The sequence below is a fragment of the Limnohabitans sp. genome (genome assembly GCF_034680285.1).
Lineage (GTDB): Bacteria > Pseudomonadota > Gammaproteobacteria > Burkholderiales > Burkholderiaceae_C > Limnohabitans_A.
Genome location: NZ_JAXITC010000005.1, coordinates 1 through 26,418 on the forward strand (window position 1 = coordinate 1; position 26,418 = coordinate 26,418).

Sequence of the window (26,418 nt, forward strand, 5' to 3'; positions counted from 1 at the left end):
GCATGGCTGGAACTTGTTCGGACTGATCGGGATGGATCAGCAAAATGATTTCGTAATGACGCATTGAGACTCCTTGCGGTTAACCCAAAAGGTTGGAAAAGCCGCCCCCAGCGTCTGTCGGGGTGCGGCAAGGCGAAGCCTAAGATTATAGCTCGATTTCAGAGCCCTGGATACTCACTGTTGACTCTTGCAACCGGGCTTGCTGGAGGCACGCTGCGCTCCACCCAGGAATTGGGCAATACCCAGGTCAAGACAACCATCACCAAGAAGCCAACAGGAACCCCAAAAACGCCTGCTGACAGAGGCTGAATGCCAAACCACAGGCCCTCACCTGGCGTTAGCCCCATCAGATGACGAAAACCAGGGGCATTGACCACCATGTAGTAGAGCGTGACGCCCAGACCCGTCAGCATGCCGGCCACCACCGCCGGGCGATGGACTTTGCGCCAGACCATGCCCAAAACCATGCCCGGAAAAAATGCCGCTGCAGCCAAGGAAAAAGACGTGGAGACCAAGGCCAAGATTTCGGCTGGTTTAAAAGCGGCCACCACGGCGGCCAACATGGCCACCGCCAGCAACGCAAATTTGGACAAAATGACGCGGCCTTCGGATGACTTGGGTTTTCGATCGCGACCAGGCCCAATGTCGTGCACCAGCGCATTGCTGATGGTCAACAACAATCCATCGGCCGTTGACAAGGCTGCTGCCAAGCCTCCTGCGGCCACCAAACCTGACACCACAAAAGGCATGCCACCCATCTCTGGCGTGGCCAGCATGACCATGTCAGCCCCCAACTTCAACTCACCCAACTGCAAAATTCGGTCGCCATTGACGTCTGAGAACTCCAAAAGCCCCGAATCCAATCGTGCCCACTGGGCCATCCAGCTGGGCAAGTCCTCAAAACTGCTCCCCACCAAATGATTGAGCACCTCGAACTTGACCAACACGGCCAAAGCTGGAACGCTCACATAGAGCAAGCCGATGAAAAACAGGGACCATGCGACCGAAGTGCGGGCCTCGGCCACCGAGGGCACCGTATAAAAACGGGTCAACAAGTGTGGCAAACCCGCGGTCCCGACCATGAGGCAAAAAACCAAGGCCAAAAAATTCAACCGAGACTCGTCAAACAATTTCGCCTCTTCCGGGCTGCCGTCAGGACTTCCAGCAAAGGCCTGTGCATGCTGGGGCATACCACCCAGAGGCTTGGACCTTTCTCGGTTGTCCAGCATGGCCCGCGTCCACTGCTCGCGTGCGGTGGCGACATCGCGCGGAACGGCCAACAGTTCGCGCCGAGCTTGCGCAATGGTGGCGAAATCGGCCGATTGTGCTTTGAGCATGCGGATTTTCTCTTCCAGCTCTTGGCGCAAAGCCACCATGGCAGCATCCACATTTTTAAGGCGCTCTTCATACACTTGGGCCCGCCGAGCAAAAGCCTGGCGAACTTCAATTTCAGCAGGGTCGTTGATCAGCTTCTTTTCAATTGCCTCAATTTGGGCCAATTGCTGCCCATAGGCCAATGGCGCCAGGGGTGTGCCCAGTTGTTTGTAAGCCAACCAAGACACCGGAATCATGAATGCCATCAACAACATGATGTATTGCGCTACTTGAGTCCAGGTGATGGCCCGCATGCCCCCTAAAAACGAACACAGCAAGACACCGCCAAGGCCCAGCAAAATGCCAATTTCGAACTGCACGCCCGTCAGGCGCGAGGCGATCAAGCCAATGCCGTAAATCTGCGCCACCACATAAGTGAACGAACACAAAACCGATGCCAAAGCGGCAATGATGCGAGGCCAGCGGCCGCCATAGCGCTGATCGAAATAGTCTGGCAAGGTGTAAAGCTTCATGGCACGCAGCTGGGGCGCAATCAACAAAGCCACCAAGCAAAAGCCGCCCGTCCAGCCCATCACATAAGCCAAACCACCGGGCTGCTGGCCGCTGCCAGAAAAGCCTTGCAAGTACAGGGCTCCCGCCAAACTGATGAAGGAAGCCGCACTCATCCAATCAGCGGCCGTGGCCATCCCGTTGTACATGGCCGGGATGCGCCTTCCAGCCACGTAATACTCGTCTTCATCGGTGGTGCGACTGGAAATGCCGATCAAGGCGTAAATCATCACCGTACTGAACAAGAAGATCGGACCAATGAGGTTTCGCGACAAACCCCATCGCTCAGCCCAAGCCATGGCCCCCATCAAACAGACGAGGAGGGCCATGTAAATCAGCACATTGCGATGAATTCGCCAGTGGTATGACGAGGAGGTGATGGCTGCCGGTTTCATCGCAGAGTCTTCAACGGACGAATCAGCCGCCCAGATTGGTCCAGGTTTCGATGACGGTGTCCGGATTCAAAGAAATCGAACTGATGCCCTGTGCCATCAACCAATGTGCAAAATCAGGGTGATCAGAAGGACCTTGCCCGCAAATGCCAATGTACTTGCCCTGTGCCAGACAAGCCCGAATGGCTTGAGAGATCAAGGCCGTGACCGCCGGGTCGCGCTCGTCAAAATCAGCAGCCAACAACTCCATGCCCGAATCACGGTCCAAACCCAATGTGAGTTGGGTCAAGTCGTTGGAGCCAATCGAAAAGCCGTCAAAGAACTCGAGGAACTGCTCAGCCAAGATGGCATTGCTGGGCACTTCACACATCATGATGACCTTGAGGTCGTTTTCACCACGGCGCAAGCCTTGGGTGGCCAGCAGCTGGGTCACCTTTTCGGCTTGCCCTAGGGTGCGCACAAAAGGCACCATGATCTGCACATTGGTCAAACCCATCTCGCCACGCACGCGTTTGAGGGCTTCGCATTCCATGGCAAAGGCTTCGCCAAAGTCCGCGCTGATGTAACGCGCAGCGCCTCGGAAGCCCAACATCGGATTTTCTTCTTCCGGTTCATAACGGCTGCCACCGATCAGTTTGCGGTATTCATTGCTTTTGAAGTCGGACAAACGCACGATGACCGGCTTGGGCCAGAAAGCGGCGGCGATGCTGGCCACGCCTTCAGCCACCTTGTCGACATAAAAAGCGCGGGGAGAAGCATGGCCACGGGCCACCGATTCCACGGCTTTCTTCAAGTCAGCGTCGATGGCGGGGTAATCCAGAATGGCCTTGGGGTGCACACCGATGTTGTTGTTGATGATGAACTCCAAACGCGCCAAGCCGACACCGGCGTTGGGCAACTGGGCAAAGTCAAAAGCCAGTTGGGGGTTGCCCACGTTCATCATGATTTTGGTTTTGATCTCGGGCAGCACGCCGCGCTGGATCTCGCTGATCTCGGTCTCCAGCAAACCGTCGTAAATGTGGCCGGTATCGCCTTCTGCACAACTGACAGTGACCAGGGTGCCTTCGGTCAGTTGTTCGGTGGCATTGCCGCAACCCACCACCGCCGGAATGCCCAGCTCGCGCGCAATGATGGCGGCATGGCAGGTGCGCCCGCCCCGGTTGGTGACGATCGCGCTCGCACGCTTCATCACCGGCTCCCAGTTCGGGTCGGTCATGTCAGTCACCAGTACATCACCAGGCTGGACCTTGTCCATCTCACTGATGTTGTGCACCAAGCGAACCGGGCCTGTACCGATTTTTTGACCAATCGCGCGGCCCTCGGCCAGGATAGTGCTTTTGCCTTTGAGCTTGTAACGCAGTTCAGGCGTGCCTTTGGCCTGGCTTTTGACGGTCTCAGGGCGAGCTTGCAAGATGTAGAGCAAACCGTCGGTGCCATCTTTGCCCCACTCGATGTCCATGGGGCGGCCGTAATGCTGCTCGATCACTACCGCGTAGCGGGCCAGTTGCTCGACCTCGTCATCGGTCAGGCTGTAGCGGTTGCGCAGCTCAGTAGGAACGTCGGTGGTTTTGACCAGCTTGCCCGAGGCAGCTTTTTCTTCAGGGGTGGCGAACACCATCTCGATCAGCTTGGAGCCCAAATTACGGCGGATCACGCTGCGGTTTCCAGCAGCCAACATGGGTTTATGGACATAGAACTCATCAGGGTTCACAGCCCCCTGCACCACCGTCTCACCTAAACCATAACTGGAGGTGATGAACACCACATCTTCAAAACCCGATTCGGTGTCGATGGTGAACATGACACCCGCCGCACCGAGATCGGAGCGCACCATGCGCTGCACGCCTGCGGACAAGGCCACGTCGGCGTGGGCAAAACCCTTGTGCACGCGGTAGCTGATGGCACGGTCGTTGTAAAGCGAGGCGAACACCTCTTTCATCTTGTGCAGTACGTGCTCAATGCCGACCACGTTGAGGAAGGTTTCCTGCTGACCTGCAAAAGAAGCATCTGGCAAATCTTCGGCTGTTGCCGAAGAGCGGACCGCAAAAGAGGCATCGGGATTGCCGCCCTGCAGACGCAAAAATTCTTCGCGAATGGCTTGAGCCAAATCTGATGGGAATGGCTGAGCCTCGACCATGGCCCGGATTTCTGCACCCGCCGCCGCCAAGGCACGCACATCTTCAGTGTCCAGTGCGTCCAAACGGGCGTTGATGCGCTCGGTCAAACCGCCAAACGCCAGAAACTGGCGAAAAGCGTGGGCGGTGGTGGCAAAGCCCGTGGGCACCCGAACGCCCGAAGGCAGCTGGGAAATCATCTCTCCCAAGCTGGCATTTTTGCCACCAACCGACTCGACATCGGTCATGCGCAAAAGCTCGAAGGGGACGACCAAAGCGGTCTCACTGAAAAGATCAGACATGCAAAGCTCCAAAGTTAAAACCTGGCTCCAGTGCACAGCTGGGGGTTATTGTTGTTCTTGGCATAGAACCCCAAGCCGACTGCGATGGATAATCGACTGATTTTAGGGGTCTTGTTGACCTCAGCCTTTGAAATAAATTGCAAGCATGCCCAAACGCACTGTATTTTTCGTCTCCGACGGCACCGGCATCACAGCCGAGACTTTTGGCAACGCCATTCTTGCCCAGTTCGACATGAAATCTCGCCATGTCCGTTTGCCCTTCACGGACACCATCGACAAGGCCCATCAAGCGGTCCGTCAGATCAATCACACCGCTGAGGCCGAAGGCAACAAGCCCATCGTATTCACCACCCTGGTGAACATGGACGTGCTCAAGGTACTGCAAGAGAACTGCAAAGGGATGCTGCTGGACATGTTCGGCACCTTCGTCAACCCTCTGGAGGCCGAACTGGGCATCAAATCGCACCATCGGGTCGGTCGGTTTTCGGATGTCAGCAAAAGCAAGGAATACCACGACCGCATCGAAGCCATCAACTTTTCACTGGCGCATGACGATGGTCAGTCGAACCGCGATCTCGAGTCTGCAGACGTGATTTTGGTGGGTGTCAGCCGCAGCGGCAAAACCCCGACCAGTTTGTACCTGGCCATGCAGCACGGCCTCAAAGCAGCCAACTACCCCCTGATTCCAGAGGATTTTGACCGCCGGCAATTGCCCCCTGCCTTGGTGCCACACCGCCAAAAAATCTTTGGCCTGAGCATCCACCCAGACCGCTTAGCCGAGATCCGCGCTGAACGCCGACCCAATTCGCGTTACGCCAGCATTGAAAATTGCCGCATGGAGGTGTCCGAAGCCGAAGCCATGATGCGCCGCTCAGGCATCCGCTGGCTGTCCACCACAACCAAGTCGATTGAAGAGATCGCCACCACCATCCTGCAAGAAATCAAACCGGAGCGCTTGATTTACTGAGGCCTGACTCAGCGGTAGCAACAAATTTCACTGCAGCGTCGCGGCGATGCTTTCGGCACATTCACGTGCTTGTACTGCATCGCGTGCCTCGACCATGACGCGAACCAAGGGCTCGGTGCCACTGGCACGAATCAAGACCCGTCCGGAATCGCCCAATTTGGCTTCGGCCGCACGCGTGGCATCCCACAGAGCTTGGTGACCTTGCCAATCAAATCCGGGGGTCAAGCGAACATTGATCAGGGTTTGAGGGAACAACGTGATGCCCTCCAGCAATTGCGCCATGGTCTTGCCGCTGCCCACACACGCCTGAAGCACCTGCAATGCACTGACCAGACCATCGCCCGTGGTGTGCTTGTCCAGCGCCAACAAATGACCTGAACCCTCCCCGCCCAACAACCAGCCTTTGTCGTGCAAGACCTCCAGCACATAACGGTCCCCCACTTTGGCACGGACAAATTGCACGCCACGCTGCTTGAGCGCCACCTCAACGGCCAAATTGGTCATCAAGGTGCCCACTGCACCTGGCACAGCTTCGTCGCGGGCCAAGCGGTCAGCCACCATCAAATACAAGAGCTCATCACCGTTGAACAAACGCCCGCTCGCATCCACAAACTGCAAGCGATCGGCATCACCATCCAGAGCAATACCGTAATCTGCCCGATGTTCCTTGACTGCCATGACCAAAGCCTGCGGATGGGTGGCACCCACACCTTTGTTGATGTTGAGACCATCGGGTGAGCAACCTATGGCAATGACCTCGGCACCCAATTCATGAAACACTTTGGGAGCGATTTGGTAGGCAGCTCCGTGCGCAGCGTCCACAACGATCTTCAGGCCCTTGAGGGTCAAATCGTTCGAAAAAGTGCTTTTGCAAAACTCAATGTACCGACCCGCCGCATCGTCCAGGCGGCGGGTTTTACCCAGGGCGGCAGAATCCGCCCAAACGGGGTCTTCCAGCAAGGTGGCTTCCACGGACTCTTCCCATGCGTCCGACAGCTTCTTGCCTTGGGCACTGAAAAACTTGATGCCGTTGTCGGCAAAAGGGTTGTGACTTGCGCTGATGACCACGCCCAGAGATGCCCGTTGGGCTCTGGTCAGATAAGCCACAGCAGGCGTCGGAACCGGCCCCAGAAGCACCACATCGACGCCTGCGGAATTGAAACCCGACTCCAAAGCACTTTCCAGCATGTAACCAGATATGCGTGTGTCCTTGCCAATCAAGACCGTGGGGTGTACTTCTTTGGCCTTCAAAACACGGCCCACAGCATGGGCCAAGCGCAAGATGAAGTCGGGGGTGATGGGACTTTGCCCCACCGTGCCGCGAATCCCATCTGTGCCAAAGTATTGACGTGCCATGTGAACGATCCTGATTTTTGTAATAAGTGAGGGAATTTTAGCCTTCCAAGGCCCGCAAGAGGCCCAAGCACCCCAGCTGAGCGCGTCAAGCGGTATGGACTTGCTGTTGCATGGCGAACCAGATTTTGAGCGCATCGACCGTGCACTTGACGTCGTGAACTCTCACGACCGACGCCCCTCGCTCCACTGCCATCAAAGCGGCAGCCACACTGGCCATTTGTCTTTGCGCGGGTTCTGGCACTTGTCCATCTTGTGCCAGAACAGCCCCGAGAGCCGATTTGCGGGACCAACCGGCCAAGAGTGGAAAACCCATGTGCAACAAATCAGATTGACGGGCCAAGAGTTGAAAATTCTGCGCCACGGTTTTGCCAAAACCAATCCCTGGATCCAGCACCACACGAGAAGCCGCTACACCACTGCCCAACAAAGCGTTCACACGGCCTCGCAAAAAGACATCCACCTCAGTCAAAACATCCCCCGTCATGGGCTGGGTTTGCATGGTTTGGGGATCACGGTGCATGTGCATCAGACACACACCGCAGCGAGGATGGCCCGCCACGACTTGCTCCGCACCCGGTTGGCGCAGTGCCCAAACATCATTGACGATGTCGACACCCCAATCGAGGCATGCCTGCATGACCTCGGGTTTGTAAGTGTCGACAGAAATGGGCACTTGCCAACGAACCGCTTCGCGCAAAAAGGGCTCTAGACGTGCCAACTCGCTTGCCAGGGGTACCACTTCAGCCCCTGGTCGGGTGGATTCCGCACCAATATCCAAGATATCCGCCCCCTCGCGCAGCAGTTGCTCGGCATGGCGTAGTGCTTGTGAGGTTTCAGCATGCTGACCGCCATCGGAAAAGGAGTCTGGCGTGACATTGACAATGCCCATGACCAGTGGTTTGGCCAAATTCAGTTCAAAACGCGCGGTTTGCCAATACCTGACCGCTTGTGTTGTGGAAAGAGAAGAAGGCATCAAAGTTTTTCCATGAAAAACGGGGCCATAGGCCCCGCTTTTTGCACACCGAACTTGAAAATCAAGCTGCAGTGGCCGCTGGTTCAGGCTGTACGTCAGGTGTACCACCGCCGCTGCTGCCACCGGATGGCGGCGTGCGAGGCGTCCAGTCCTTGGGGGGCAAAGGATCGCGACCCGCCATGATGTCGGCAATCTGATCTTTGTCGATGGTTTCCCACTCGAGCAAGGCCTTGGCCATGGCATGCATCTGCGAGCTGTGCTCCTCAATCAAACGACGAGCCTCGCTGTACTGCTCATCAATGATGCGGCGCACCTCCAAGTCCACCTTTTGCATGGTGGACTCGCTCATGTTCGTGGTTTTGGTAACCGAACGGCCCAAGAACACTTCACCCTCGTTTTCAGCATAGACCATCGGACCGAGGGCATCGGTCATGCCATAACGCATGACCATGTCACGGGCAATGGAGGTGGCCCGCTCGAAGTCGTTGCTGGCACCGGTGGTCATTTGGTGCATGAAAACCTCTTCGGCAATGCGCCCACCAAACAACATGCTGATCTGGTTGAGCATGAACTCCTTGTCGTAGCTGTAGCGGTCCTTCTCGGGCAAGCTCATGGTCACGCCCAGGGCTCGGCCACGGGGAATGATCGTGACCTTGTGCACCGGATCGCACTTGGGCAGCAAATTACCGATGAGGGCGTGCCCTGCTTCGTGATAGGCCGTGTTGCGGCGCTCTTCCTCAGGCATGACCATGCTCTTGCGCTCGGGGCCCATCAGGATCTTGTCCTTGGCCTTTTCAAAGTCGACCATCTCCACCACACGGGCGTTGCGACGGGCAGCCATCAAAGCCGCTTCGTTACAAAGGTTGGCCAGATCGGCACCGCTCATGCCGGGCGTACCGCGTGCGATCACGGCAGCGTTCACGTCTTGACCGATTGGGACTTTGCGCATGTGAACGTTCAGAATTTGCTCGCGACCACGGATGTCGGGCAAGGTCACATAGACCTGCCGGTCAAAACGACCGGGGCGCAACAAAGCAGCATCCAGAATGTCCGGACGGTTGGTGGCCGCCACGACGATCACACCCAAATTGGTCTCAAAACCATCCATCTCGACCAGCATCTGGTTGAGGGTTTGCTCGCGCTCGTCATTGCCGCCACCCAAGCCGGCGCCACGTTGGCGGCCGACCGCGTCGATTTCATCGATGAAGATGATGCAGGGTGCGTTCTTTTTGGCGTTCTCGAACATGTCGCGGACCCGGGACGCACCCACACCCACAAACATCTCGACAAAGTCAGAACCCGAAATGCTGAAAAACGGCACTTTGGCTTCGCCAGCGATGCTTTTAGCCAGCAGGGTTTTACCGGTTCCGGGAGGCCCCACCAACAGCAAACCGCGGGGAATGCGACCGCCCAATTTCTGGAAGCGTTGAGGGTCCTTCAGGAAGTCCACCACTTCTTTGACTTCTTCCTTGGCTTCGTCACAACCGGCCACATCCGCAAAAGTGGTGTTGTTGTTGTTCTCGTCCATCATGCGGGCCTTGGACTTACCAAAGCTGAAAGCCCCGCCCTTGCCGCCGCCTTGCATCTGGCGCATGAAATACACCCAGACACCAATCAGCAAAAGCATAGGACCCCAGCTGACCAGCAAGGTCATCAGCAAAGAGCCTTCTTCGCGGGGCTTGACGTCGAACTTGACGCCACTGTTGATCAGATCACCCACCAGACCACGGTCGAGGTAGGTCGCTGTGGTCTTGATTCGGCGATCATCATTGGTGATGGCCAAAATCTCGGTGCCGCCAGGGCTCTCAGAAATGGTGGCACTCTTGATCCGGTTACCGCGAACCTCTTCGAGGAAATCTGAATAGCCAATGGCATTCGCACCTGCGACACCACGGTTGTCAAATTGCTTGAACAAGGTGAACAGCACCATGGCAATCACCATCCAAACGGCAATTTTGGAAAACCAAGGGTTATTCAAGAGAGGCTCCAATCGAAAAAAATGACTGAACTTATTTTAGGCCTGCAGCAAGCCCTTGGAGGGAACAAATGACAGTTTGGCCCTCGAAAAGGGAGGAATTAAGGGGTCAAGTGGCGTGAATCAGACCCATGCCCACCAAAAATGTCTCTGAAGACTTGTCGCGCGAGGACTTGGGCTTGATGGGTTTAACGACCTTGAAGGTCTCTTTGAACATCTTGACAATCTGGCTGTAACCGCTGCCATGGAAAACCTTGACCACCAATGCCCCCTGGGGTTTCATGTGGTTTTGCGCAAACTCAACGGCCAGTTCAATCAAATGCTGGATTCGGGCCGCATCTGACGACTCGATACCCGACAAATTGGGGGCCATGTCAGACACCACCACGTCAGCTTGGCGCCCTTGTAATGCGGCTTCCAGCAAAGCGGCCACTTCGTTTTCACGAAAATCCCCTTGGATGAAGTGCACCCCTTCCACTGGGTCCATTGGCAAAATATCCAGCGCAATGATGCTGCCATTGAGTTCGCCCACAGCCGCGCCATCGGGCGACAAACGGCGGCGCAGGTATTGGCTCCATGCCCCAGGGGCCGAACCCAAGTCAACCACCAAATCGCCAGGCCGTATCAAGCTCAGGGTTTCATCGATTTCCTTGAGTTTGTAAGCAGCCCTCGCCCGGTAGCCCTCTTTCAAGGCCAGTTTCACGTACGTGTCGTTGACGTGGTCGTTCAACCACGCTTTATTGACTTTTTTACTTTTGGTTTTGACTTTCATTCTTCTGCGTCCTTGCGGGGATAATACGGGTATGCCCCAAATACAACTCACACCTGCCGAGCGCAAAGTTTTTCGCGCCGATGCCCATCACCTGGATCCGGTCGTCATGATCGGGGGTGATGGTTTGACCCCCGCCGTCATCAAGGAAACCGAAGCCGCCTTGAATGCCCATGGATTGATCAAAATCCGTGTGCTGGGTGATGACCGCGCTGCACGAGAGGCCATGTTTGCCCAACTCGCCGACCAACTCAACGCTGCACCTATTCAGCACATCGGCAAATTGTTGATCATCTGGCGCCCTCAACCGGAGAAGGTCAAGGAAACCGACGAAGACCGCAAAGCAGGTCCACGCGATTTCAAAATTCTGAAATACAGCTCACGCGGCGGTCAACGCCCCGAAGTCAAAACCGTTCGCGTGTTGGGCAACCAACGCTTGGCCGCTGGTGGACAAATCAAACGGGCCAAGCCCAAACAAAAATCAGTGAAAAAAGGCCGCCACGATTGACGTGGCATTGGCTTAAATGCCTCAGCTCTTCGGTTAAAAGGCCATTTGCAATGGCCTTTTTCAGGCCTCAAATGTAAGAAACACCCACAATTTCGTAACGGCGTACGCCACCGGGTGCCTGTACCTCAGCCACATCACCCTCCTCTTTACCAATCAAGGCCCGGGCAATCGGACTGCTGATGTTGATCAAGCCCAACTTCAAGTCGGCCTCGTCCTCACCCACGATTTGGTATTTCACAGACTCGCCTGAGCTCTCATCTTCCAGCTCCACGGTGCTTCCAAACACCACACGGCCTCCGGCATCCACCGATGCGGGGTCGATGATCTGTGCAGCGGACAACTTGCCCTCAATTTCCTGAATACGACCTTCAACAAAACCTTGGCGGTCTTTGGCCGCATCATATTCAGCGTTCTCGCTCAGATCGCCTTGCGCACGCGCCTCGGCAATAGCTTGGATAACGCCTGGGCGGTCAACGGTTTTGAGGCGATGCAACTCGTCTTTGAGTTTTTCTGCACCGCGCTTGGTGATTGGGATGGTGGACATGTGAGGTTCTCCAAAAACAAACCGCCGAGTGTTCAAACTCGGCGGTCATTCTCTGCATTATGCCCTGTCCATTAGACAGGTTGATTCGAAAGACAAAGGGTCAGGCCAGCAACTGTGCATGCATTTCCTGCACAGATATGACGTCCAATTTATCCATGTACTTCATGCCCTCCACCGCCGCCTCGGCACCCGCAATGGTGGTGAAGGTGGTGACGCGGTTGAGCAGAGCCGATGTGCGGATGTGTCGCGAATCGGCAATGGCATTGCGCCGCTCTTCCACCGTGTTGATGACCAGAACAATCTCATTGTTCTTGATCATGTCCACAATGTGCGGGCGACCTTCCGTGACCTTGTTGACGATGGCACAAGCACCCCCCGCTTCGGTGATGGCATTGGCAGTACCTTTGGTGGCCACCAAAGCAAAGCCCTGAGCCGCCAACTGACGAGCCACTTCAATGACACGCACTTTGTCGTTGTTTTTGACCGAGATGAACACTTTGCCCGAAGGTGTACCGTCGGATTTGATGGGCCGTGGCAGTTTGGTGCCAGCTCCCAACTGACTCTTCACAAAGGCCTCGCCAAAGGTCTTACCTACACCCATGACTTCGCCTGTGGACTTCATCTCAGGGCCGAGGATGGTGTCCACGCCAGGGAACTTCACGAATGGGAACACCGCTTCTTTCACGCTGAAATAAGGCGGCGTGACTTCTTTGGTGATGCCTTGCGAGGCCAGGCTCTGGCCTGCCATACAGCGCGCTGCAACTTTAGCCAGCTGAATGCCTGTAGCCTTGGAAACATAAGGCACGGTGCGCGAAGCGCGTGGGTTGACTTCCAAGACATAGATCACGTCTTTGCCGTCGATGTTTTGAATCGCGAACTGCACGTTCATCAAACCCACCACATTCAAGGCACCGGCCATGGCGGCCGATTGGCGCTTGAGTTCATCTACGGTGTCTGACGACAGTGAGTAAGGCGGCAGTGAGCATGCCGAGTCACCGCTGTGCACGCCGGCTTGTTCAATGTGTTCCATCACGCCGCCGATGAAGGTCTTGCCTTCGGGATCGCGCAAACAATCCACATCGCACTCGATCGCATCATTCAAAAAACGGTCGAGCAACACGGGTGAGTCATGCGACACCTTGACCGCTTCGCGCATGTAGCGCTCAAGGTCACGTTGCTCGTGCACGATTTCCATGGCGCGGCCACCCAAAACATAGCTGGGGCGAACGACCAAGGGGTATCCCAAAGCCGCCGCTTTTTCCAAAGCTTCCGGCTCAGTGCGAGCGGTGGCATTGGGGGGTTGGCGCAGACCGAGGTCTTGCAGCAATTTTTGGAAGCGCTCACGGTCTTCGGCCGCGTCGATCATGTCAGGGCTGGTACCGATGATGGGCACGCCAGCCGCTTCCAAATCAAGCGCCAATTTCAAAGGCGTTTGACCGCCGTATTGAACGATAACGCCTGTAGGTTTTTCTTTGTCGACGATTTCCAGCACGTCTTCCAAGGTCACCGGCTCGAAGTACAAACGGTCCGAGGTGTCATAGTCGGTCGACACGGTCTCGGGGTTACAGTTGACCATGATGGTTTCGTAACCGTCTTCGCGCATGGCGAGAGCGGCGTGCACGCAGCAGTAGTCAAACTCGATGCCCTGACCAATGCGGTTGGGACCGCCACCCAGCACCATGATTTTCTTGTTGGTCGTCGGTTCGGCTTCGCACTCGCCGTCTCCGTTGCCTTCGTAGCAGGAGTACATGTAGGCGGTGTCGGTTGAGAACTCCGCCGCACAGGTGTCCACGCGCTTGTAAACGGGACGGATGTTCAGGGCGTGACGACGGGCACGCACCACATGCTCGGTGGTTTTGAGCAATTTGGCCAAACGGCGATCGGAGAAGCCCTTCTTCTTGAGCGCACGCAACTCTTCAGCAGTGATCGCTTCCAGCGTTGTGGTTTCCAGTTCCAGTTCGATCTTCACGATCTCTTCAATCTGCACCAGGAACCAAGGGTCGATCTTGGTCAAGGCAAACACCTCGTCCACGCTCAAGCCCATGGCGAATGCATCGCCCACATACCAAATGCGCTCGGGGCCAGGTTCGCCCAGTTCCTTCTCGAGCACTTCGCGGTCTTGTGTTTTTTCGTTCATGCCGTCCACGCCCACTTCCAAACCGCGCAGGGCTTTTTGGAAGGACTCTTGGAAGGTACGCCCCATGGCCATCACCTCGCCCACCGATTTCATTTGGGTGGTCAAGCGGCTGTCGGCCGTTGGGAACTTCTCGAAAGCGAAACGAGGGATCTTGGTGACCACATAGTCGATCGAAGGTTCGAACGACGCTGGCGTAGCACCACCTGTGATTTCGTTGCGCAACTCGTCGAGGGTGTAGCCCACAGCCAGCTTGGCTGCCACTTTGGCGATCGGGAAACCAGTGGCTTTGGAAGCCAATGCCGACGAACGCGACACACGTGGATTCATCTCAATGACGACCATTCGGCCGTCTTTGGGGTTGATCGAGAACTGCACGTTCGAGCCGCCCGTGTCCACACCGATTTCGCGCAGCACAGCCAAAGAGGCGTTGCGCAAAATTTGGTATTCCTTATCGGTCAATGTTTGTGCGGGTGCCACTGTGATCGAGTCACCGGTGTGCACGCCCATGGGGTCCAAGTTTTCGATGGAGCAAATGATGATGCAGTTGTCCGCCTTGTCGCGCACCACCTCCATCTCGTACTCTTTCCAGCCGAGCAGCGATTCTTCAATCAGCAGCTCGGTGGTGGGCGAAGCCTCCAGACCGCGCTTGCAAATGACTTCAAATTCTTCTGGGTTGTAAGCAATGCCGCCGCCCGTGCCGCCCAAGGTGAAGCTGGGGCGAATGACGGTGGGGAAACCCAATGTCTTTTGCACATCCCACGCCTCTTCCATGCTGTGGGCAATACCCGATCGCGCAGAGCCCAAACCAATTTTGGTCATGGCATCTTTGAACTTCAAGCGGTCTTCTGCTTTATCGATGGCTTCGGGCGTTGCGCCGATCAACTCGACTTTGTACTTTTCGAGCACGCCGTGGTGCCACAGGTCCAAAGCGCAATTGAGCGCGGTCTGGCCACCCATGGTGGGCAGAATGGCATCGGGGCGCTCTTTGGCGATGATCTTTTCGACCGTTTGCCAAGTGATGGGCTCGATGTAAGTCACGTCGGCTGTGGCCGGGTCGGTCATGATCGTCGCAGGGTTGCTGTTGATCAGGATGACTTTGTAACCCTCTTCACGCAAAGCTTTACAAGCTTGAACGCCAGAGTAGTCGAACTCGCAGGCCTGACCAATGATGATCGGGCCTGCGCCAATGATGAGAATGCTTTTGAGGTCGGTGCGCTTGGGCATGTTATTTCGCCTCCATCAAGTTGATGAAGCGGTCAAAAAGGTAAGCAATGTCGTGTGGGCCAGGCGATGCTTCGGGGTGACCCTGGAAGCAGAACGCGGGCTTGTCGGTGCGAGCCAAGCCCTGCAAAGTGCCATCGAACAAGGACACGTGCGTGGCGCGCAAGTTGGCGGGCAAGGACTTTTCATCCACTGCAAAACCGTGGTTCTGGCTGGTGATGGACACCCGGCCGGAATCCAGGTCTTTGACGGGGTGGTTCGCGCCGTGGTGGCCAAACTTCATCTTGAAGGTCTTGGCGCCGCTGGCCAAAGCCATGATCTGATGACCCAGGCAAATGCCGAATGTGGGGATACCGGTTTCGATCAACTCAGCCGCTGCAGCAATCGCGTAGTCGCAAGGCTGAGGGTCGCCAGGGCCGTTGGACAAGAAGATGCCATCCGGCTTATGTTGGAGCACTTCGGAAGCGGGTGTCTTCGCAGGCACCACGGTCACTTTGCAGCCGCGCTCAGCCAGCATGCGCAAGATGTTTTTCTTCACGCCGAAGTCATACGCGACCACATGGAACTTGGGTGCGGTCAAATTGCCGTAGCCTTCGCCCAAGGTCCACTCGGTTTGTGTCCATTCATACGACTTGGATACGGAGACTTTTTGAGCCAAATCGAGGCCGGCCATATTGGGCGCGACCTTGGCTGCAGCCACGGCTTGATCGATCACCGCCTGCGTGACCTCTTGGCCTTTGGCCAGACCCACGATGGCACCGTTTTGAGCGCCCTTGGTGCGCAAGATGCGTGTGAGTTGACGTGTGTCGATGTTGGCAATGGCAACTGTCCCAGCATCGATAAGGTAGGCCGACAAGGTTTGGCTGGAGCGGAAGTTGCTTGCGACCAAAGGCAAGTCTTTGATGATCAAGCCAGCGGCATGGACTTTGTCAGCTTCGATGTCTTCCAAGTTGACGCCGTAGTTACCAATATGCGGGTACGTCAAGGTGACGATCTGCTGGCAGTAACTGGGGTCGGTGAGGATTTCCTGGTAGCCAGTGAGAGAGGTGTTGAACACCACTTCGCCGACTGTGGAGCCGGTGGCTCCAATCGAGTTGCCGATAAAGACCGTGCCGTCTGCGAGCGCCAAGATGGCGGGCGGGAAGGTTCCCTGAAGAGACAAAAGCACTGGGTTCTCCGGAATAGTTCGGGTACGCCTCAGCACTCACCAGAGATGTGATCTCTTTTTGGCTGCTTGTTCGAGGATTGGGCCTAGGATGGACTGTGGCGTACAGGTTGATGCGGGAAAGCCCACCATTATAGCTGAGGACTACTTGGAAACCCTGACAAATCTGCTCTCAAAACCCTCGCTGTACACGCAAAAGTATCACAGTAAAACCGTCGCACTGGCATGCAAACAAATGGCAGCAGCCGTAGCCACGTTCAATGATTCTTCGCCACCTGGCTGAGCGATCCGAACGGAATGCCGAGCCATGGCCATCAGGGCTTCGCTCACGCCCTGCCCTTCATGCCCAAAAACCCAAGCGCAAGGACTGGGCAAATCACCTCGACGGAGCATTTCATGCAAGAAAGGCCCTTCGTGCGAACTGGTCGTCAAAATGGGCACCTGCAAAGCCGCCACTTCTGTCTCGCTGATGGATTCAATCAATTTCAGGCCGAAATGTGCACCCATACCTGCTCTGAGGACCTTGGGGGACCACAGGGCTGCGGTGCCTTTGACGGCTAAAACCTGTCTGTAACCAAATGCCGAAGCGCAGCGCAATATGGCCCCTACATTACCGGCATCTTGCAAGCGGTCCAGCACCACGGTGGGTTGATCGGGCAAAACTTGTTTTTCAGCACCCCATGCCACCACAAAGCCCATGCGGGCGGGTGACTCCAAACCGCTCAAACTGTCAAACAAGGCGTCCGGTAAGACAACGACCTGATCGGTCAAATCCATCCACTGTTGCCCCTGTTCGAGCTGAAATGACTCGGTCATCACCACCTGTAAGGGGCGCACGCCACGCTCAATGGCAGCTCGGCAGAGGTGATCGCCTTCCAGCCAAAACTGTTCCGCTTTTCGGTAGGCGGTGGTCTCCTGGGCCAAACGCTTCCAAAGCTTGACTTGGGGGTTGTCTCGCGACGTGATCAACTTCATCGCGCACTCCTGGCCACTGGGGCAAATGTCAATCTGTGGCAATCTGCCGGACCATGAGCTTGCAGTGCAGCCAAGTGTTGGGCTGTTCCATAACCTTTGTGTTGGTCAAATCCGTAAACTGGATAGCACTGGTGCATCGCTTGACACAACCTGTCACGGTGCACTTTGGCCAAAATGGAGGCCGCCGAGATGGCAGGCACCAAAGCATCTCCTTGCACGATGGCCTCGGCCCGAATGGACAAAGTGGGTAAGCGATTGCCGTCTACCAGCACCAACTTCGGGGGCAGTCGCAGCGCTTCAACGGCCCGCTTCATGGCCAGCAGTGTGGCTTGCAAGATGTTGATTTGGTCAATTTCTTGCACACTGGCTTCGGCAATGGCAAAACACAGTGCGCGAGCCCGAATTTCGTCAAACAATGCCTCGCGGCGCTTGGCAGAGAGTTTTTTGGAATCGTTCAGCCCACGAATGGGGTTTAAATCGTCCAAGATGACGGCGGCAGCGACCACAGGGCCTGCCAAGGGGCCGCGCCCAGCCTCGTCCACCCCGGCCACCAGGCCATCGGTATCCCAATTTAAGGTTTTTTGCTCAACCAGCAATGACTTTTTGGATCGCATGGGTCGCCAGCGTCGGCATGTCCTGACGCAGTTGATGGTGCAAATCGGTGAACCGCTGCTGAATCTGGGCCACGGCAACAGGATCGTCCAACCAGCGCAGGACCGCCTGAGCCAGCACTTTCGGCTGTACTTGCTCTTGCAAAAATTCAGGCACCAAGCTTTCGTTGCACAAGATATTGGGCAAACCGACCCAAGGCAGCAAGCGCTGACGGTTGGCGATCTGCCAAGACAACCATTGCATTTTGTAAGCGATGACCATGGGGCGTTTGTGCAACGCGGTTTCTAAAGTGGCTGTACCACTGGCCACCAGCGCCACATCACAAGCTGCCTGCACCTCGTGCGAACGGCCCAACACCACCTGCACATGCGAGTGCATGTCGGTCTGGGCAATGGCGGCATCGATCACAGGTTTCAACAGCTCATGCGTGGGCAACACAAACTTCAATTCAGGCCTTTGCTGGCGGATCAACTGAGCCGCTTGCAAAAACGGCAAAGCCAAAGCTTTCACCTCCGAGGGTCTGCTGCCTGGCAACAAGGCCACGATGGGGGCCTCTGCATGCAAACCCAGGGATAGTCTCGCCTTCAAGCGATCAGGTTCAAGGGGGATGACATCAGCGACGGGGTGGCCCACAAAAGTGCCCTGGATGCCATGCTGGGCCAACAAATCCGGTTCGAAAGGGTAAATGCACAGCACATGGTCCACGCTGTCGCGAATTTTTTGCACTCGCTCAGGCCGCCAGGCCCAAATGGAAGGACACACCAACTGAACCGTTGGTACGCCTTTTTGCCGCAGCAAACGCTCTACGGGTAAGTTGAAGTCCGATGCATCAACGCCCACATAAAGGTTGGGGGGAGATGCCAGCAAATCCTGAATCAAGGTCTGGCGGATGCCGTTGATGTGGCGGTAACGCCAAAGCGCTTCCACCAAGCCCCTAACGGACAACTCGTCACAAGACCAACGCGACTCGAAACCAGCCGCAGTCATCTGCGGTCCGCCGATACCCGAAGCTCGCAATTGCGGCCAGGCTTTTTCCATACCCTGCAACAACAAGGCAGCGAGCATGTCGCCAGAGCGCTCGGCCGCAACCATGCTCACCCGAAAGACTGATGTGGACATGGTCGATATTGGCCGGACGTCTGCCATCACGCCTTCAAAACCTGGCGAATCACGCCGCAAACCTCATCGATGGCTTCGTTGCTCAACTCTGGATAAATGGGGAGCGACAAACAGCGCTTCGCCACCGACTCGGTGACTGGGAAATGGGACCCTACAGAAATATCGGCAAACACCTTTTGCTGATGCAAAGGCACGGGGTAATAAACAGCGCTGGCAATTTTGTGCTCAGCCAAAGCCTGCTGAATCACCTCGCGGTGATCGGTCAAAAGGGTGTATTGGTGGAACACATGCAAGCCCACGCCATCTTCGCAGGGCGTTTGCAAGTTCAGCAAACACAAGCCAGCGTTGTACCGGTGAGCAACGCGACGACGCTCTTGGTTGTAATGGTCAATCAACGGCAACTTGGCCCGCAGCACCACCGCCTGCAGTTCGTCCAGTCGGCTGTTGTAACCCACGATGTCGTGGTAATAGCGTACCTTGCTGCCGTGGTTGCGAAGCATGCGCAGGGTTTCCGCCATGTCGTCCGACTGCGTTGTGATCATGCCGCCGTCGCCAAAGCAGCCCAGATTTTTACTGGGGAAAAAGCTGAAAGCGGCCACATCACCCATCGCGCCAGTCTGGATGCCACCGATGTTGGCACCAAAAGATTGTGCGCAGTCTTCCACCAATTGAAGCTGGTGCTCTTTGGCCAAGGCCATCAAAGGCGCCAAATTGGCGGGCTGTCCAAACAAATGCACCGGCAACAAGGCCTTGGTCTTGGCGGTGATGGCGCGCTTGGCCTGCGCCACGTCGATGTTGAAGGTGCAGGGGTCGATGTCAACAAATACCGCTTTGGCACCCACATAAGCAATGGCCTCTGCGGTGGCGATGAATGTGAAAGGCGTGGTGATCACCTCGTCGCCAGGCCCAATACCGGCGGCCAACAAGGCCAAGTGCAATGCATCGGTGCCATTGGCACAAGTGATGGCGTGGGCCACACCAAGGTACTCGGCCGCCTCTTTCTCAAAGGCTTGAACGTTGGGGCCCAAAATGAACTGCGCAGCCGTCAAGGCTTTCAAAAGTGCAGGTTCCAACTGGGGCTGGAGATCGCGGTACTGAGCGACCAGATCGACCATAGGGATGGGCATAGCGGTCCTTTCAAAAATTAAAAAAATCAGGAAATCAGACGAGTGGCTTCGGTGATGCGCTGAACAGCCTCCAGCGCACGGCGTCCGGCCTCACCACTCACTTTGGGAGGGCGGCCATCTCGAATGCTCTCAACAAAATCGAGGATTTCGGAGAACAGGGGATCGGCCTCGCCAAACGACTGCTCTTGGCGCTCAATGGCCAACTCGGTATCGGCTATGGGCAAGCTGGAGCCCTTGTATGTGGTCAATGTGCGGGCCTGAAAATCCAAAGAATGACAGGCTTTCTCTTGGAAAACACGCATTTTTCGCTCGCTCTTGGCGCTCACGCGACTGGCGGTCACATTGGCCACGCAACCATTGGCAAAACGAATGCGGGCATTGGCAATGTCAATGTCGGCTGTCAACACGCGTGCACCCGAACATTCCACACTCTCCAGCTCGCTGTCAACCAGCGACAAAATCAAATCCACATCGTGGATCATCAAATCGAGCAGCACACTCACATCGGTGGCGCGTGGCTTGAACGGGGCCAGGCGTGAGCTGTCGATGAACCGGGGGTTGGACAACAAGGGCTCCAAGGCCAAAGCGGCTGGGTTGAAGCGCTCCAAGTGGCCCACAGCCAAGACACAGTTTTTCTCCTTGGCCAAGCGGATCAGTTCGTCGGCCTGATCCAAGGTGGTGGTCATGGGCTTTTCGACCAAAACGTGCACACCCGCTCGAAGAAATTCGGCACACACTTCGTAATGACCTTGTGTGGGCACCACAATACTGACCGCATCGACTTGACCAATCAAAGCGCGATAATCCGTCAGAGCCGCACAGCCCAAGGGTCCGGCGACCGCCTCGGCCTGTTCCTGCCGACTGTCCACCACCGCGACGAGCTGACACTCGGGAATCTTGGCGTACTTTTGAGCATGAAATTTGCCCAGATAACCAACGCCAACGACGGCGCAACGCAACAGGGCCACTGGGCCCTCCTTTCATGCTCGGACCAGGAAAGACCTGGCCCTTGGGTTGTTCAATCGACCGAGCGGCGACGCGAACGCACAATGCCCACTTTGGGCGAAACGCCGGACAAAAAGTCCAGCATCATGTCTGCATCAGCCTGAACTTCGGGTTTGTCCTTGGCGATTTGCAAGATGCGCTCTTTGGACGCTTCCAATGTGAGGTTTTCTCGGTACAAGGCTTTGTGCATGGCCCGTACTGCAGTGATTCGGGCAGGCGAATAACCTCGACGACGCAAACCTTCGGCGTTCACTGTACGGGCAGAAGCTGGCTGGCCCTGGCAGGTTATATAAGGAGGCAGGTCGGCAAACAGCAAAGTGCACATGGCCGTGAAGCTGTGCGCCCCCAGTCGCAAGAACTGACGCACGACCGTGAAGCCGCCCAGGATGACCCAGTCACCCACCACGACATGACCCGCCAGCTGTGAGTTGTTGGCAAAAATCGTGTGGCTGCCTACTTGGCAATCGTGCGCCAAATGGACATAAGCCATGAACAAGTTGTCATCGCCCACTTGGGTGACACCACCACCGTTGACAGTTCCTGCGTTGAAGGTGCAAAACTCACGTATGGTGTTGCCGTTGCCGATCAGCAAGCGGGTAGGTTCCCCTGCGTATTTTTTGTCCTGCGGCGCAGCGCCCAAAGAGGTGTAGCTGTGGATGTGGTTGTTCTGCCCGATGGTGGTGTGGCCCTCGATCGTGCAATGCGAGCCCACCGTGCAGCCAGCACCGATGACCACATTCGGGCCAATGATGGTGTAAGGACCAACGGTCACGGAGGCGTCCAACTGAGCTGCCGGATCAACCAATGCGGTGGAATGAATAGTCGCCATAAATCCTCAGGCAATTTTGCGCATGGTGCACATCAATTCGGCCTCACAGGCCAGCTCGTCACCCACCTTGGCCTGGGCCTTGAACTTGAAAATGCCAGCCTTCATGCGATCCAGCTGCACATCCAGGGTCAACTGATCGCCCGGCTCCACCGGGCGCTTGAACCGCGCACCGTCAATGCCCGCGAAGTAATAAACCGTGTTGTCATCGGGCGCGGCGCCCAGTGTGTCAAAAGACAACAAAGCGGCTGCTTGGGCCAGCGCCTCCAGCATCAGCACGCCCGGCATGACCGGACGGTGAGGGAAATGGCCTGTGAAAAATGGCTCGTTGATCGTGACGTTCTTCAAAGCCTTGATGCGCACGCCTTTTTCGAGTTCCAGCACACGGTCCACCAGCAAAAAGGGGTAGCGGTGCGGCAGCTGCTTGAGAATTTTGTGAATGTCCATCATGATCGGTTTTCCTTGTTGTTTTGAATGTGCGCCTCGAGGGCTTTGATGCGGTCGCGCAAGCGGGACAATTGTTTGAGGCTGGCGGCGTTCTTTTCCCAGTTGGCATTGCTGTCCAGCGGAAACATCCCGGTGTAATGGCCGGGTTGTAAGATGGAACGCGTGACCACCGAGGCCGCAGAAATGTGCACATGATCAGCCAGGCTCAGATGCCCCAGCACCACGGCACCACCGCCTACGGTGCAGTGGGCACCGATCTTGGCACTTCCTGCCACACCGACGCATCCGGCCATGGCCGTGTGCTGGCCAACCTGCACGTTGTGGCCAATCTGAATCAGGTTGTCGAGTTTGACACCGTCCTCAATGACCGTGTCCTCCAAGGCACCCCGGTCAATGCAGGTGTTGGCCCCGATTTCCACATCGTTACCAATGCGAACCGCGCCCAGTTGTTCAATTTTTTCCCACTGGCCTTGGTGAGGCGCAAACCCAAATCCGTCGGCACCAATGACCACCCCCGAATGCACCAGGCAACGCGCCCCGATTTTGCAATCTTCACCCAACGTCACGCGGGACTTCAACCAAGTACCAGGGCCGACTTCGGCCCCACGCTCCACCACACACAAAGGGCCAATGATGGCATCCTTGGCGATCAGGGCAGCAGGGTCGATCACCGCGCTGGGGTGGATATTAGGAACCGAAGACCGCGGGAGCATCCGCTTCCACAATTGGGTTAATCGGGCAAAGTACAAATAAGGATCATCAGTGATGATGGCCGCAGGCCGTTGGGCCACCTGGGGCTCAAAAGCCGGGCTCACAATCACGCAACCAGCCAAGCTGTTGGCCAATTGGCTTTGATAGCGGGCTTGGCTGAGGAAACTGATTTGGTCGGGCTGCGCACCCTGCAAAGGTGCCAAACCAGACACAAGCTGGTCTGGTGAGCCCAACAAGCGCCCGCCTAGAGCCTCAACGATAGCGCCAAGCGTCAGCGACACGGTCTCAAACAGGCCCAAGCCTGTTATTTGCCCACCGAGGCGTTGAGCACCTTGATGACTTTTTCAGTGATGTCGTGCTTGGGATTGAAGTAAGCAGCATCCTGCAAAACCAAATCGTATTTTTCAGTCTCAGCCACTTGCTTGACAGCACGGCCTGCTTTTTCAAACAACATTTGGTTTTCTTCGTTTTTCCGAGCACCCAAGTCTTCTTGGAATTCACGCTGGCGACGCTTCAAATCACGGTCTTGCTCGACCAGCTGTTTTTGTTTGGCCAAACGTTGGGCCTCGGACAAAGTTGGTGCGTCGCGCTCGAACTTTTCCGCCGTGCCCTTGAATGCGTTGATGGCCTCATTCAAATCTTTCTCGCGCTTCAAGAACTCAGACTCCAGCTTGGCCTGGGCAGTTTTGGCCACATTGGAATCACGCAAAATGCGATCGGTGTTGACAATACCGATTTTGAAATCTTGCGCTTGAGCCATGCATGCCCAAGTCGATGCAACAGCCACCAAAGCGACGAGAAGGTTCTTGCGGATCGTTTTCATTAAAAGGAGGTTCCGATTTGGAATTGGAGTTTCTGGATTTTATCGCCTGTCTGTTGACGAATAGGCGCTGCATAAGAAAAGCGCAGAGGACCCATGGGTGAGATCCAACTCAAGCCGATGCCGACCGAGGCCCGTAGGTCATTCAAAGACATTTTTTCTTCAATTTTGGTAATTTGGTCAATACCAAAGGCACTTCCGATATCTGCAAAACCATACAGCCGAAGCGTTTTATCATTCGCGGCACCGGGGAAGGGCATCATCAGTTCTGCATTGAAAACCAGCTTTTTCGAACCACCTACGTAGATTGGAGTGGCATCGGTACTTTTAGGTCCCAAAGTTGACTGCTCAAATCCTCGAACGCTACCCAAACCACCCACGTAGAAATTCTTGAAAATAGGAAACTGCTGCCCATTCAGGCCTTGGCCCCATCCCAGATCCGCATTCAAAGCCAAGGTATATTTCTTGGTGATTGGAAAATATTGCTGGTACTGATAATTGCTTCGGAAATAACGGACATCGCCTGCCAAGCTCAAATCCGCATTCAATCGCTGATAAGTGCCATTTGTTGGCACCAATGCACTGTCACGCCCATCCCTAGACCATCCCAAAGTCAAGGGAAATGCAGTGCTCGTGCTGCCAAAATCACTTGCATACTCCTTGTACGGAGTTGGCAAAGGGACGCCTGAACCTTCTTTGATCTGTGTCTGCTCAGCTGTAGCCCCCACAAAAACCGTGTCTGTCTCAGTCACGGGCAAACCGAAACGCAGGCCTACTCCCGAGTTGACCAAACTATAAGAGTTGATGTCTCCCAAATAAGGCCGAGTGGTCCTCTGGAATACATCAAAAGTGCGAGAGATACCGTTTTGTGTGAAATAAGGATCTGTAGTACTCAACACCAAATTGCGGTTGTATTTGCTGGTGTTGACTTCGACGGCCAAATAGTTGCCCGAACCAAAAGCATTTTCTTGTCGAATTCCAAAGCTCAAAGTGACTTTTTCGGCAGAAGAAAAACCAGCCCCGAGGGAAATGCTCCCAGTCGGCTTTTCCGTTACCGTGAAAGCCAAGTCAACTTGGTCAGGTACACCAGGTATTTCAATGGTCTCGACATTGACGCTTGTGAAAAAACCCAATCGGTCAACACGGTCGCGAGACAACCGGATTTTGTCACCGTCGTACCAAGCCGCCTCATATTGACGGAACTCTCTGCGAATCACCTCATCCCGGGTGCGGTTGTTTCCAGAGACCAAAATGCGCCGAACGTAGGCACGACGAGAAGGTTCTGCTTGCAAGACGAACTGAACGCGGTTGCTTGCACGGTCAATTTCTGGTTTAACTTCCACTCGGGCAAAAGCGAAACCAAATGTGCCAAAGTAATCAGTGAAGGCTTTACTCGTCTCCGCAACTTTCTCAGCGTTGTACGGTTTACCTAGTTCAATTTTGACCAAGGCTTTGAATTCATCGTCCTTGTTGAGGTAATTGCCTTCCAACTTGAAGCCCGACACCACGAATCGCTCGCCCTCGGTCACATTGATCGTGATGGCCATTTCTTGCTTGTCTGGAGAAATGGCCACTTGGGTAGAGTCAATCCGGAACTCCAAAAACCCACGAGACAGGTAGAAGGAGCGCAAAGCTTCCAGATCGGCATTGAGCTTGTTGCGTGCGTAGCGGTCGGACTTGGTGTACCAACTCATCCAACCGCCTGTGTCCAAATTGAACTGGTCACGCAAATCAGATTCAGTAAATGCCTTATTGCCCACGATCTGAATTTGTTTGATTTTGGCGGGTCCACCTTCGGTGATGGTGAAGCTCAAATTCACACGATTGCGATCCACTGGCGTGGCCGTGCTGACCACCTCTGCGCCATACAAACTGCGGCTGATGTATTGTCGTTTGAGCTCTTGCTCTGCCTTGTCAGCCAAAGCTTTATCGTAAGGACGGCCTTCCGCCAAACCAACATCTCGGAGCGCTTTGAGCAACATATCCTTGTCAAACTCTTTGAGGCCGATGAACTCAACCGTGGCCACCGAAGGACGCTCTTCCACCACCACCACCAAAATGTCGCCCTGGGTCTCTAAGCGCACATCTTTGAACAATCCCAATGCAAACAAGGCCCGAATGGCGGCAGCCCCCTTCTCGTCAGAATACTGATCACCGACGCGCACAGGCAAGGAAGCAAACACGGTGCCAGATTCAATCCGCTGCAAGCCCTCCACCCGGATGTCGCGAACAGTGAAAGGATCAACAGCCCATGCAGGAAGGCATGCCATCAAACTCGCTGCGAATGTGACTGCAGCGGGTTGAAGACATGATCGAATGTTCAAAAAATTCATGGAACAACCATTTAAAGGTCTACGGCAAAGTGGCCGAAACAAAGCATCACCAATGTCTTATTGGTAAACAGCAAAACGCATGCATCGCATCGCTCAATTCGGCATATTCACCAAGGCTGAACGTGTCAAAACGTGA

21 protein-coding genes and 1 pseudogene are annotated in these 26,418 nt (G+C 55.5%); 2 read left to right on the plus strand and 20 right to left on the minus strand.

Translation table 11 applies throughout. The annotated features are described in order from the left end of the window. The 3 genes and pseudogenes from SWE17_RS05620 to ppsA form a co-directional block, all read right to left on the minus strand. Positions 1 to 64: pseudogene (locus SWE17_RS05620) on the minus strand (30S ribosomal protein S6); the annotation flags it as partial. 94 nt (positions 65 to 158) lie between these two features. Continuing rightward, on the minus strand, positions 159 to 2,279 hold the full coding sequence (locus tag SWE17_RS05625; RefSeq protein WP_322992133.1) for a VC_2705 family sodium/solute symporter: 2,121 nt from the start codon (positions 2,277 to 2,279) through the stop codon (positions 159 to 161). Positions 2,280 to 2,301: 22 nt separating this feature from the next. Beyond that, the gene (ppsA, locus tag SWE17_RS05630; RefSeq protein WP_322992134.1) at positions 2,302 to 4,692 is read right to left on the minus strand and encodes a phosphoenolpyruvate synthase; all 2,391 of its coding nucleotides are present in this window, start codon (positions 4,690 to 4,692) and stop codon (positions 2,302 to 2,304) included. 145 nt (positions 4,693 to 4,837) lie between these two features. Here ppsA and SWE17_RS05635 point away from each other — a divergent pair, with 145 nt between their 5' ends. Next, positions 4,838 to 5,659: a pyruvate, water dikinase regulatory protein gene (locus SWE17_RS05635; protein ID WP_322992135.1), complete on the plus strand. Its 822-nt coding sequence runs from the start codon at positions 4,838 to 4,840 to the stop codon at positions 5,657 to 5,659. Positions 5,660 to 5,686: 27 nt separating this feature from the next. On the opposite strand, the gene glmM is transcribed toward SWE17_RS05635, so the two are convergent. The 4 genes from glmM to SWE17_RS05655 form a co-directional block, all read right to left on the minus strand. Continuing rightward, the gene (gene glmM / locus SWE17_RS05640) at positions 5,687 to 7,015 is read right to left on the minus strand and encodes a phosphoglucosamine mutase (RefSeq protein ID WP_322992136.1); all 1,329 of its coding nucleotides are present in this window, start codon (positions 7,013 to 7,015) and stop codon (positions 5,687 to 5,689) included. A gap of 85 nt (positions 7,016 to 7,100) precedes the next feature. After that, positions 7,101 to 7,988 (minus strand): dihydropteroate synthase, encoded by an 888-nt coding sequence (folP, locus tag SWE17_RS05645; protein ID WP_322992137.1) that lies wholly within the window; start codon positions 7,986 to 7,988, stop codon positions 7,101 to 7,103. Between the two features lie 61 nt (positions 7,989 to 8,049). Then, positions 8,050 to 9,966: an ATP-dependent zinc metalloprotease FtsH gene (ftsH, locus tag SWE17_RS05650; protein ID WP_322992138.1), complete on the minus strand. Its 1,917-nt coding sequence runs from the start codon at positions 9,964 to 9,966 to the stop codon at positions 8,050 to 8,052. 106 nt (positions 9,967 to 10,072) lie between these two features. Then, entirely contained in the window at positions 10,073 to 10,735 is a 663-nt protein-coding gene (locus SWE17_RS05655; protein ID WP_322992139.1) for an RlmE family RNA methyltransferase, read from the minus strand. A 31-nt stretch (positions 10,736 to 10,766) separates the two neighbouring features. On the opposite strand from SWE17_RS05655, the gene SWE17_RS05660 reads away from it, so the two are divergent. Continuing rightward, a complete protein-coding gene (locus SWE17_RS05660) occupies positions 10,767 to 11,240 on the plus strand; it encodes a YhbY family RNA-binding protein (RefSeq protein ID WP_322992140.1) in 474 nt (157 codons plus the stop codon). Between the two features lie 67 nt (positions 11,241 to 11,307). Here SWE17_RS05660 and greA read toward each other — a convergent pair whose 3' ends face one another. The 13 genes from greA to bamA all read right to left on the minus strand — a co-directional run bounded on the left by greA (position 11,308) and on the right by bamA (position 26,282). Further along, on the minus strand, positions 11,308 to 11,784 hold the full coding sequence (greA, locus tag SWE17_RS05665; protein WP_322992141.1) for a transcription elongation factor GreA: 477 nt from the start codon (positions 11,782 to 11,784) through the stop codon (positions 11,308 to 11,310). Between the two features lie 100 nt (positions 11,785 to 11,884). Then, on the minus strand, positions 11,885 to 15,145 hold the full coding sequence (carB, locus tag SWE17_RS05670; protein ID WP_322992142.1) for a carbamoyl-phosphate synthase large subunit: 3,261 nt from the start codon (positions 15,143 to 15,145) through the stop codon (positions 11,885 to 11,887). A 1-nt stretch (position 15,146) separates the two neighbouring features. Then, a complete protein-coding gene (gene carA, locus SWE17_RS05675) occupies positions 15,147 to 16,310 on the minus strand; it encodes a glutamine-hydrolyzing carbamoyl-phosphate synthase small subunit (protein WP_322992143.1) in 1,164 nt (387 codons plus the stop codon). A 198-nt stretch (positions 16,311 to 16,508) separates the two neighbouring features. Further along, on the minus strand, positions 16,509 to 17,282 hold the full coding sequence (locus tag SWE17_RS05680; RefSeq protein ID WP_322992144.1) for an RNA methyltransferase: 774 nt from the start codon (positions 17,280 to 17,282) through the stop codon (positions 16,509 to 16,511). Further along, a complete protein-coding gene (gene rnhB, locus SWE17_RS05685) occupies positions 17,279 to 17,896 on the minus strand; it encodes a ribonuclease HII (RefSeq protein ID WP_322992145.1) in 618 nt (205 codons plus the stop codon). Before rnhB ends, SWE17_RS05680 begins: the two co-directional genes overlap by 4 nt. Further along, a complete protein-coding gene (gene lpxB / locus SWE17_RS05690; RefSeq protein ID WP_322992146.1) occupies positions 17,868 to 19,013 on the minus strand; it encodes a lipid-A-disaccharide synthase in 1,146 nt (381 codons plus the stop codon). The genes rnhB and lpxB overlap by 29 nt, the downstream gene beginning before the upstream one ends. A 26-nt stretch (positions 19,014 to 19,039) precedes the next feature. Further along, entirely contained in the window at positions 19,040 to 20,140 is a 1,101-nt protein-coding gene (locus tag SWE17_RS05695; RefSeq protein ID WP_322992147.1) for a DegT/DnrJ/EryC1/StrS family aminotransferase, read from the minus strand. A 26-nt stretch (positions 20,141 to 20,166) separates the two neighbouring features. Then, positions 20,167 to 21,108: a Gfo/Idh/MocA family oxidoreductase gene (locus SWE17_RS05700; RefSeq protein ID WP_322992148.1), complete on the minus strand. Its 942-nt coding sequence runs from the start codon at positions 21,106 to 21,108 to the stop codon at positions 20,167 to 20,169. 50 nt (positions 21,109 to 21,158) lie between these two features. Next, complete coding sequence (gene lpxA, locus SWE17_RS05705; protein WP_322992149.1) at positions 21,159 to 21,974, minus strand: acyl-ACP--UDP-N-acetylglucosamine O-acyltransferase; 816 nt, start codon at positions 21,972 to 21,974, stop codon at positions 21,159 to 21,161. Between the two features lie 6 nt (positions 21,975 to 21,980). Further along, a complete protein-coding gene (fabZ, locus tag SWE17_RS05710) occupies positions 21,981 to 22,421 on the minus strand; it encodes a 3-hydroxyacyl-ACP dehydratase FabZ (RefSeq protein ID WP_322992150.1) in 441 nt (146 codons plus the stop codon). Beyond that, positions 22,418 to 23,410 (minus strand): UDP-3-O-(3-hydroxymyristoyl)glucosamine N-acyltransferase, encoded by a 993-nt coding sequence (gene lpxD, locus SWE17_RS05715; RefSeq protein ID WP_322992151.1) that lies wholly within the window; start codon positions 23,408 to 23,410, stop codon positions 22,418 to 22,420. The genes fabZ and lpxD overlap by 4 nt, the downstream gene beginning before the upstream one ends. A 23-nt stretch (positions 23,411 to 23,433) precedes the next feature. After that, on the minus strand, positions 23,434 to 23,952 hold the full coding sequence (locus tag SWE17_RS05720) for an OmpH family outer membrane protein (RefSeq protein ID WP_322992152.1): 519 nt from the start codon (positions 23,950 to 23,952) through the stop codon (positions 23,434 to 23,436). Beyond that, entirely contained in the window at positions 23,952 to 26,282 is a 2,331-nt protein-coding gene (bamA, locus tag SWE17_RS05725) for an outer membrane protein assembly factor BamA (RefSeq protein WP_322992153.1), read from the minus strand. Before bamA ends, SWE17_RS05720 begins: the two co-directional genes overlap by 1 nt. Positions 26,283 to 26,418 lie beyond the last annotated feature (136 nt).

What these genes read in the sequence shown, in the direction of transcription:
- carB (WP_322992142.1), bottom strand. Translation starts at nt 15,145, where the DNA reads ATGCCCAAGCGCACCGACCTCAAAAGCATTCTCATCATTGGCGCAGGC.
- SWE17_RS05655 (WP_322992139.1), bottom strand. Translation starts at nt 10,735, where the DNA reads ATGAAAGTCAAAACCAAAAGTAAAAAAGTCAATAAAGCGTGGTTGAAC.
- SWE17_RS05660 (WP_322992140.1), top strand. Translation starts at nt 10,767, where the DNA reads ATGCCCCAAATACAACTCACACCTGCCGAGCGCAAAGTTTTTCGCGCC.
- SWE17_RS05635 (WP_322992135.1), top strand. Translation starts at nt 4,838, where the DNA reads ATGCCCAAACGCACTGTATTTTTCGTCTCCGACGGCACCGGCATCACA.
- folP (WP_322992137.1), bottom strand. Translation starts at nt 7,988, where the DNA reads ATGCCTTCTTCTCTTTCCACAACACAAGCGGTCAGGTATTGGCAAACC.
- fabZ (WP_322992150.1), bottom strand. Translation starts at nt 22,421, where the DNA reads ATGATGGACATTCACAAAATTCTCAAGCAGCTGCCGCACCGCTACCCC.
- SWE17_RS05695 (WP_322992147.1), bottom strand. Translation starts at nt 20,140, where the DNA reads ATGCCCATCCCTATGGTCGATCTGGTCGCTCAGTACCGCGATCTCCAG.
- ppsA (WP_322992134.1), bottom strand. Translation starts at nt 4,692, where the DNA reads ATGTCTGATCTTTTCAGTGAGACCGCTTTGGTCGTCCCCTTCGAGCTT.
- SWE17_RS05625 (WP_322992133.1), bottom strand. Translation starts at nt 2,279, where the DNA reads ATGAAACCGGCAGCCATCACCTCCTCGTCATACCACTGGCGAATTCAT.
- glmM (WP_322992136.1), bottom strand. Translation starts at nt 7,015, where the DNA reads ATGGCACGTCAATACTTTGGCACAGATGGGATTCGCGGCACGGTGGGG.
- SWE17_RS05680 (WP_322992144.1), bottom strand. Translation starts at nt 17,282, where the DNA reads ATGAAGTTGATCACGTCGCGAGACAACCCCCAAGTCAAGCTTTGGAAG.
- lpxB (WP_322992146.1), bottom strand. Translation starts at nt 19,013, where the DNA reads ATGTCCACATCAGTCTTTCGGGTGAGCATGGTTGCGGCCGAGCGCTCT.
- lpxA (WP_322992149.1), bottom strand. Translation starts at nt 21,974, where the DNA reads ATGGCGACTATTCATTCCACCGCATTGGTTGATCCGGCAGCTCAGTTG.
- greA (WP_322992141.1), bottom strand. Translation starts at nt 11,784, where the DNA reads ATGTCCACCATCCCAATCACCAAGCGCGGTGCAGAAAAACTCAAAGAC.
- bamA (WP_322992153.1), bottom strand. Translation starts at nt 26,282, where the DNA reads ATGAATTTTTTGAACATTCGATCATGTCTTCAACCCGCTGCAGTCACA.
- SWE17_RS05720 (WP_322992152.1), bottom strand. Translation starts at nt 23,952, where the DNA reads ATGAAAACGATCCGCAAGAACCTTCTCGTCGCTTTGGTGGCTGTTGCA.
- rnhB (WP_322992145.1), bottom strand. Translation starts at nt 17,896, where the DNA reads ATGCGATCCAAAAAGTCATTGCTGGTTGAGCAAAAAACCTTAAATTGG.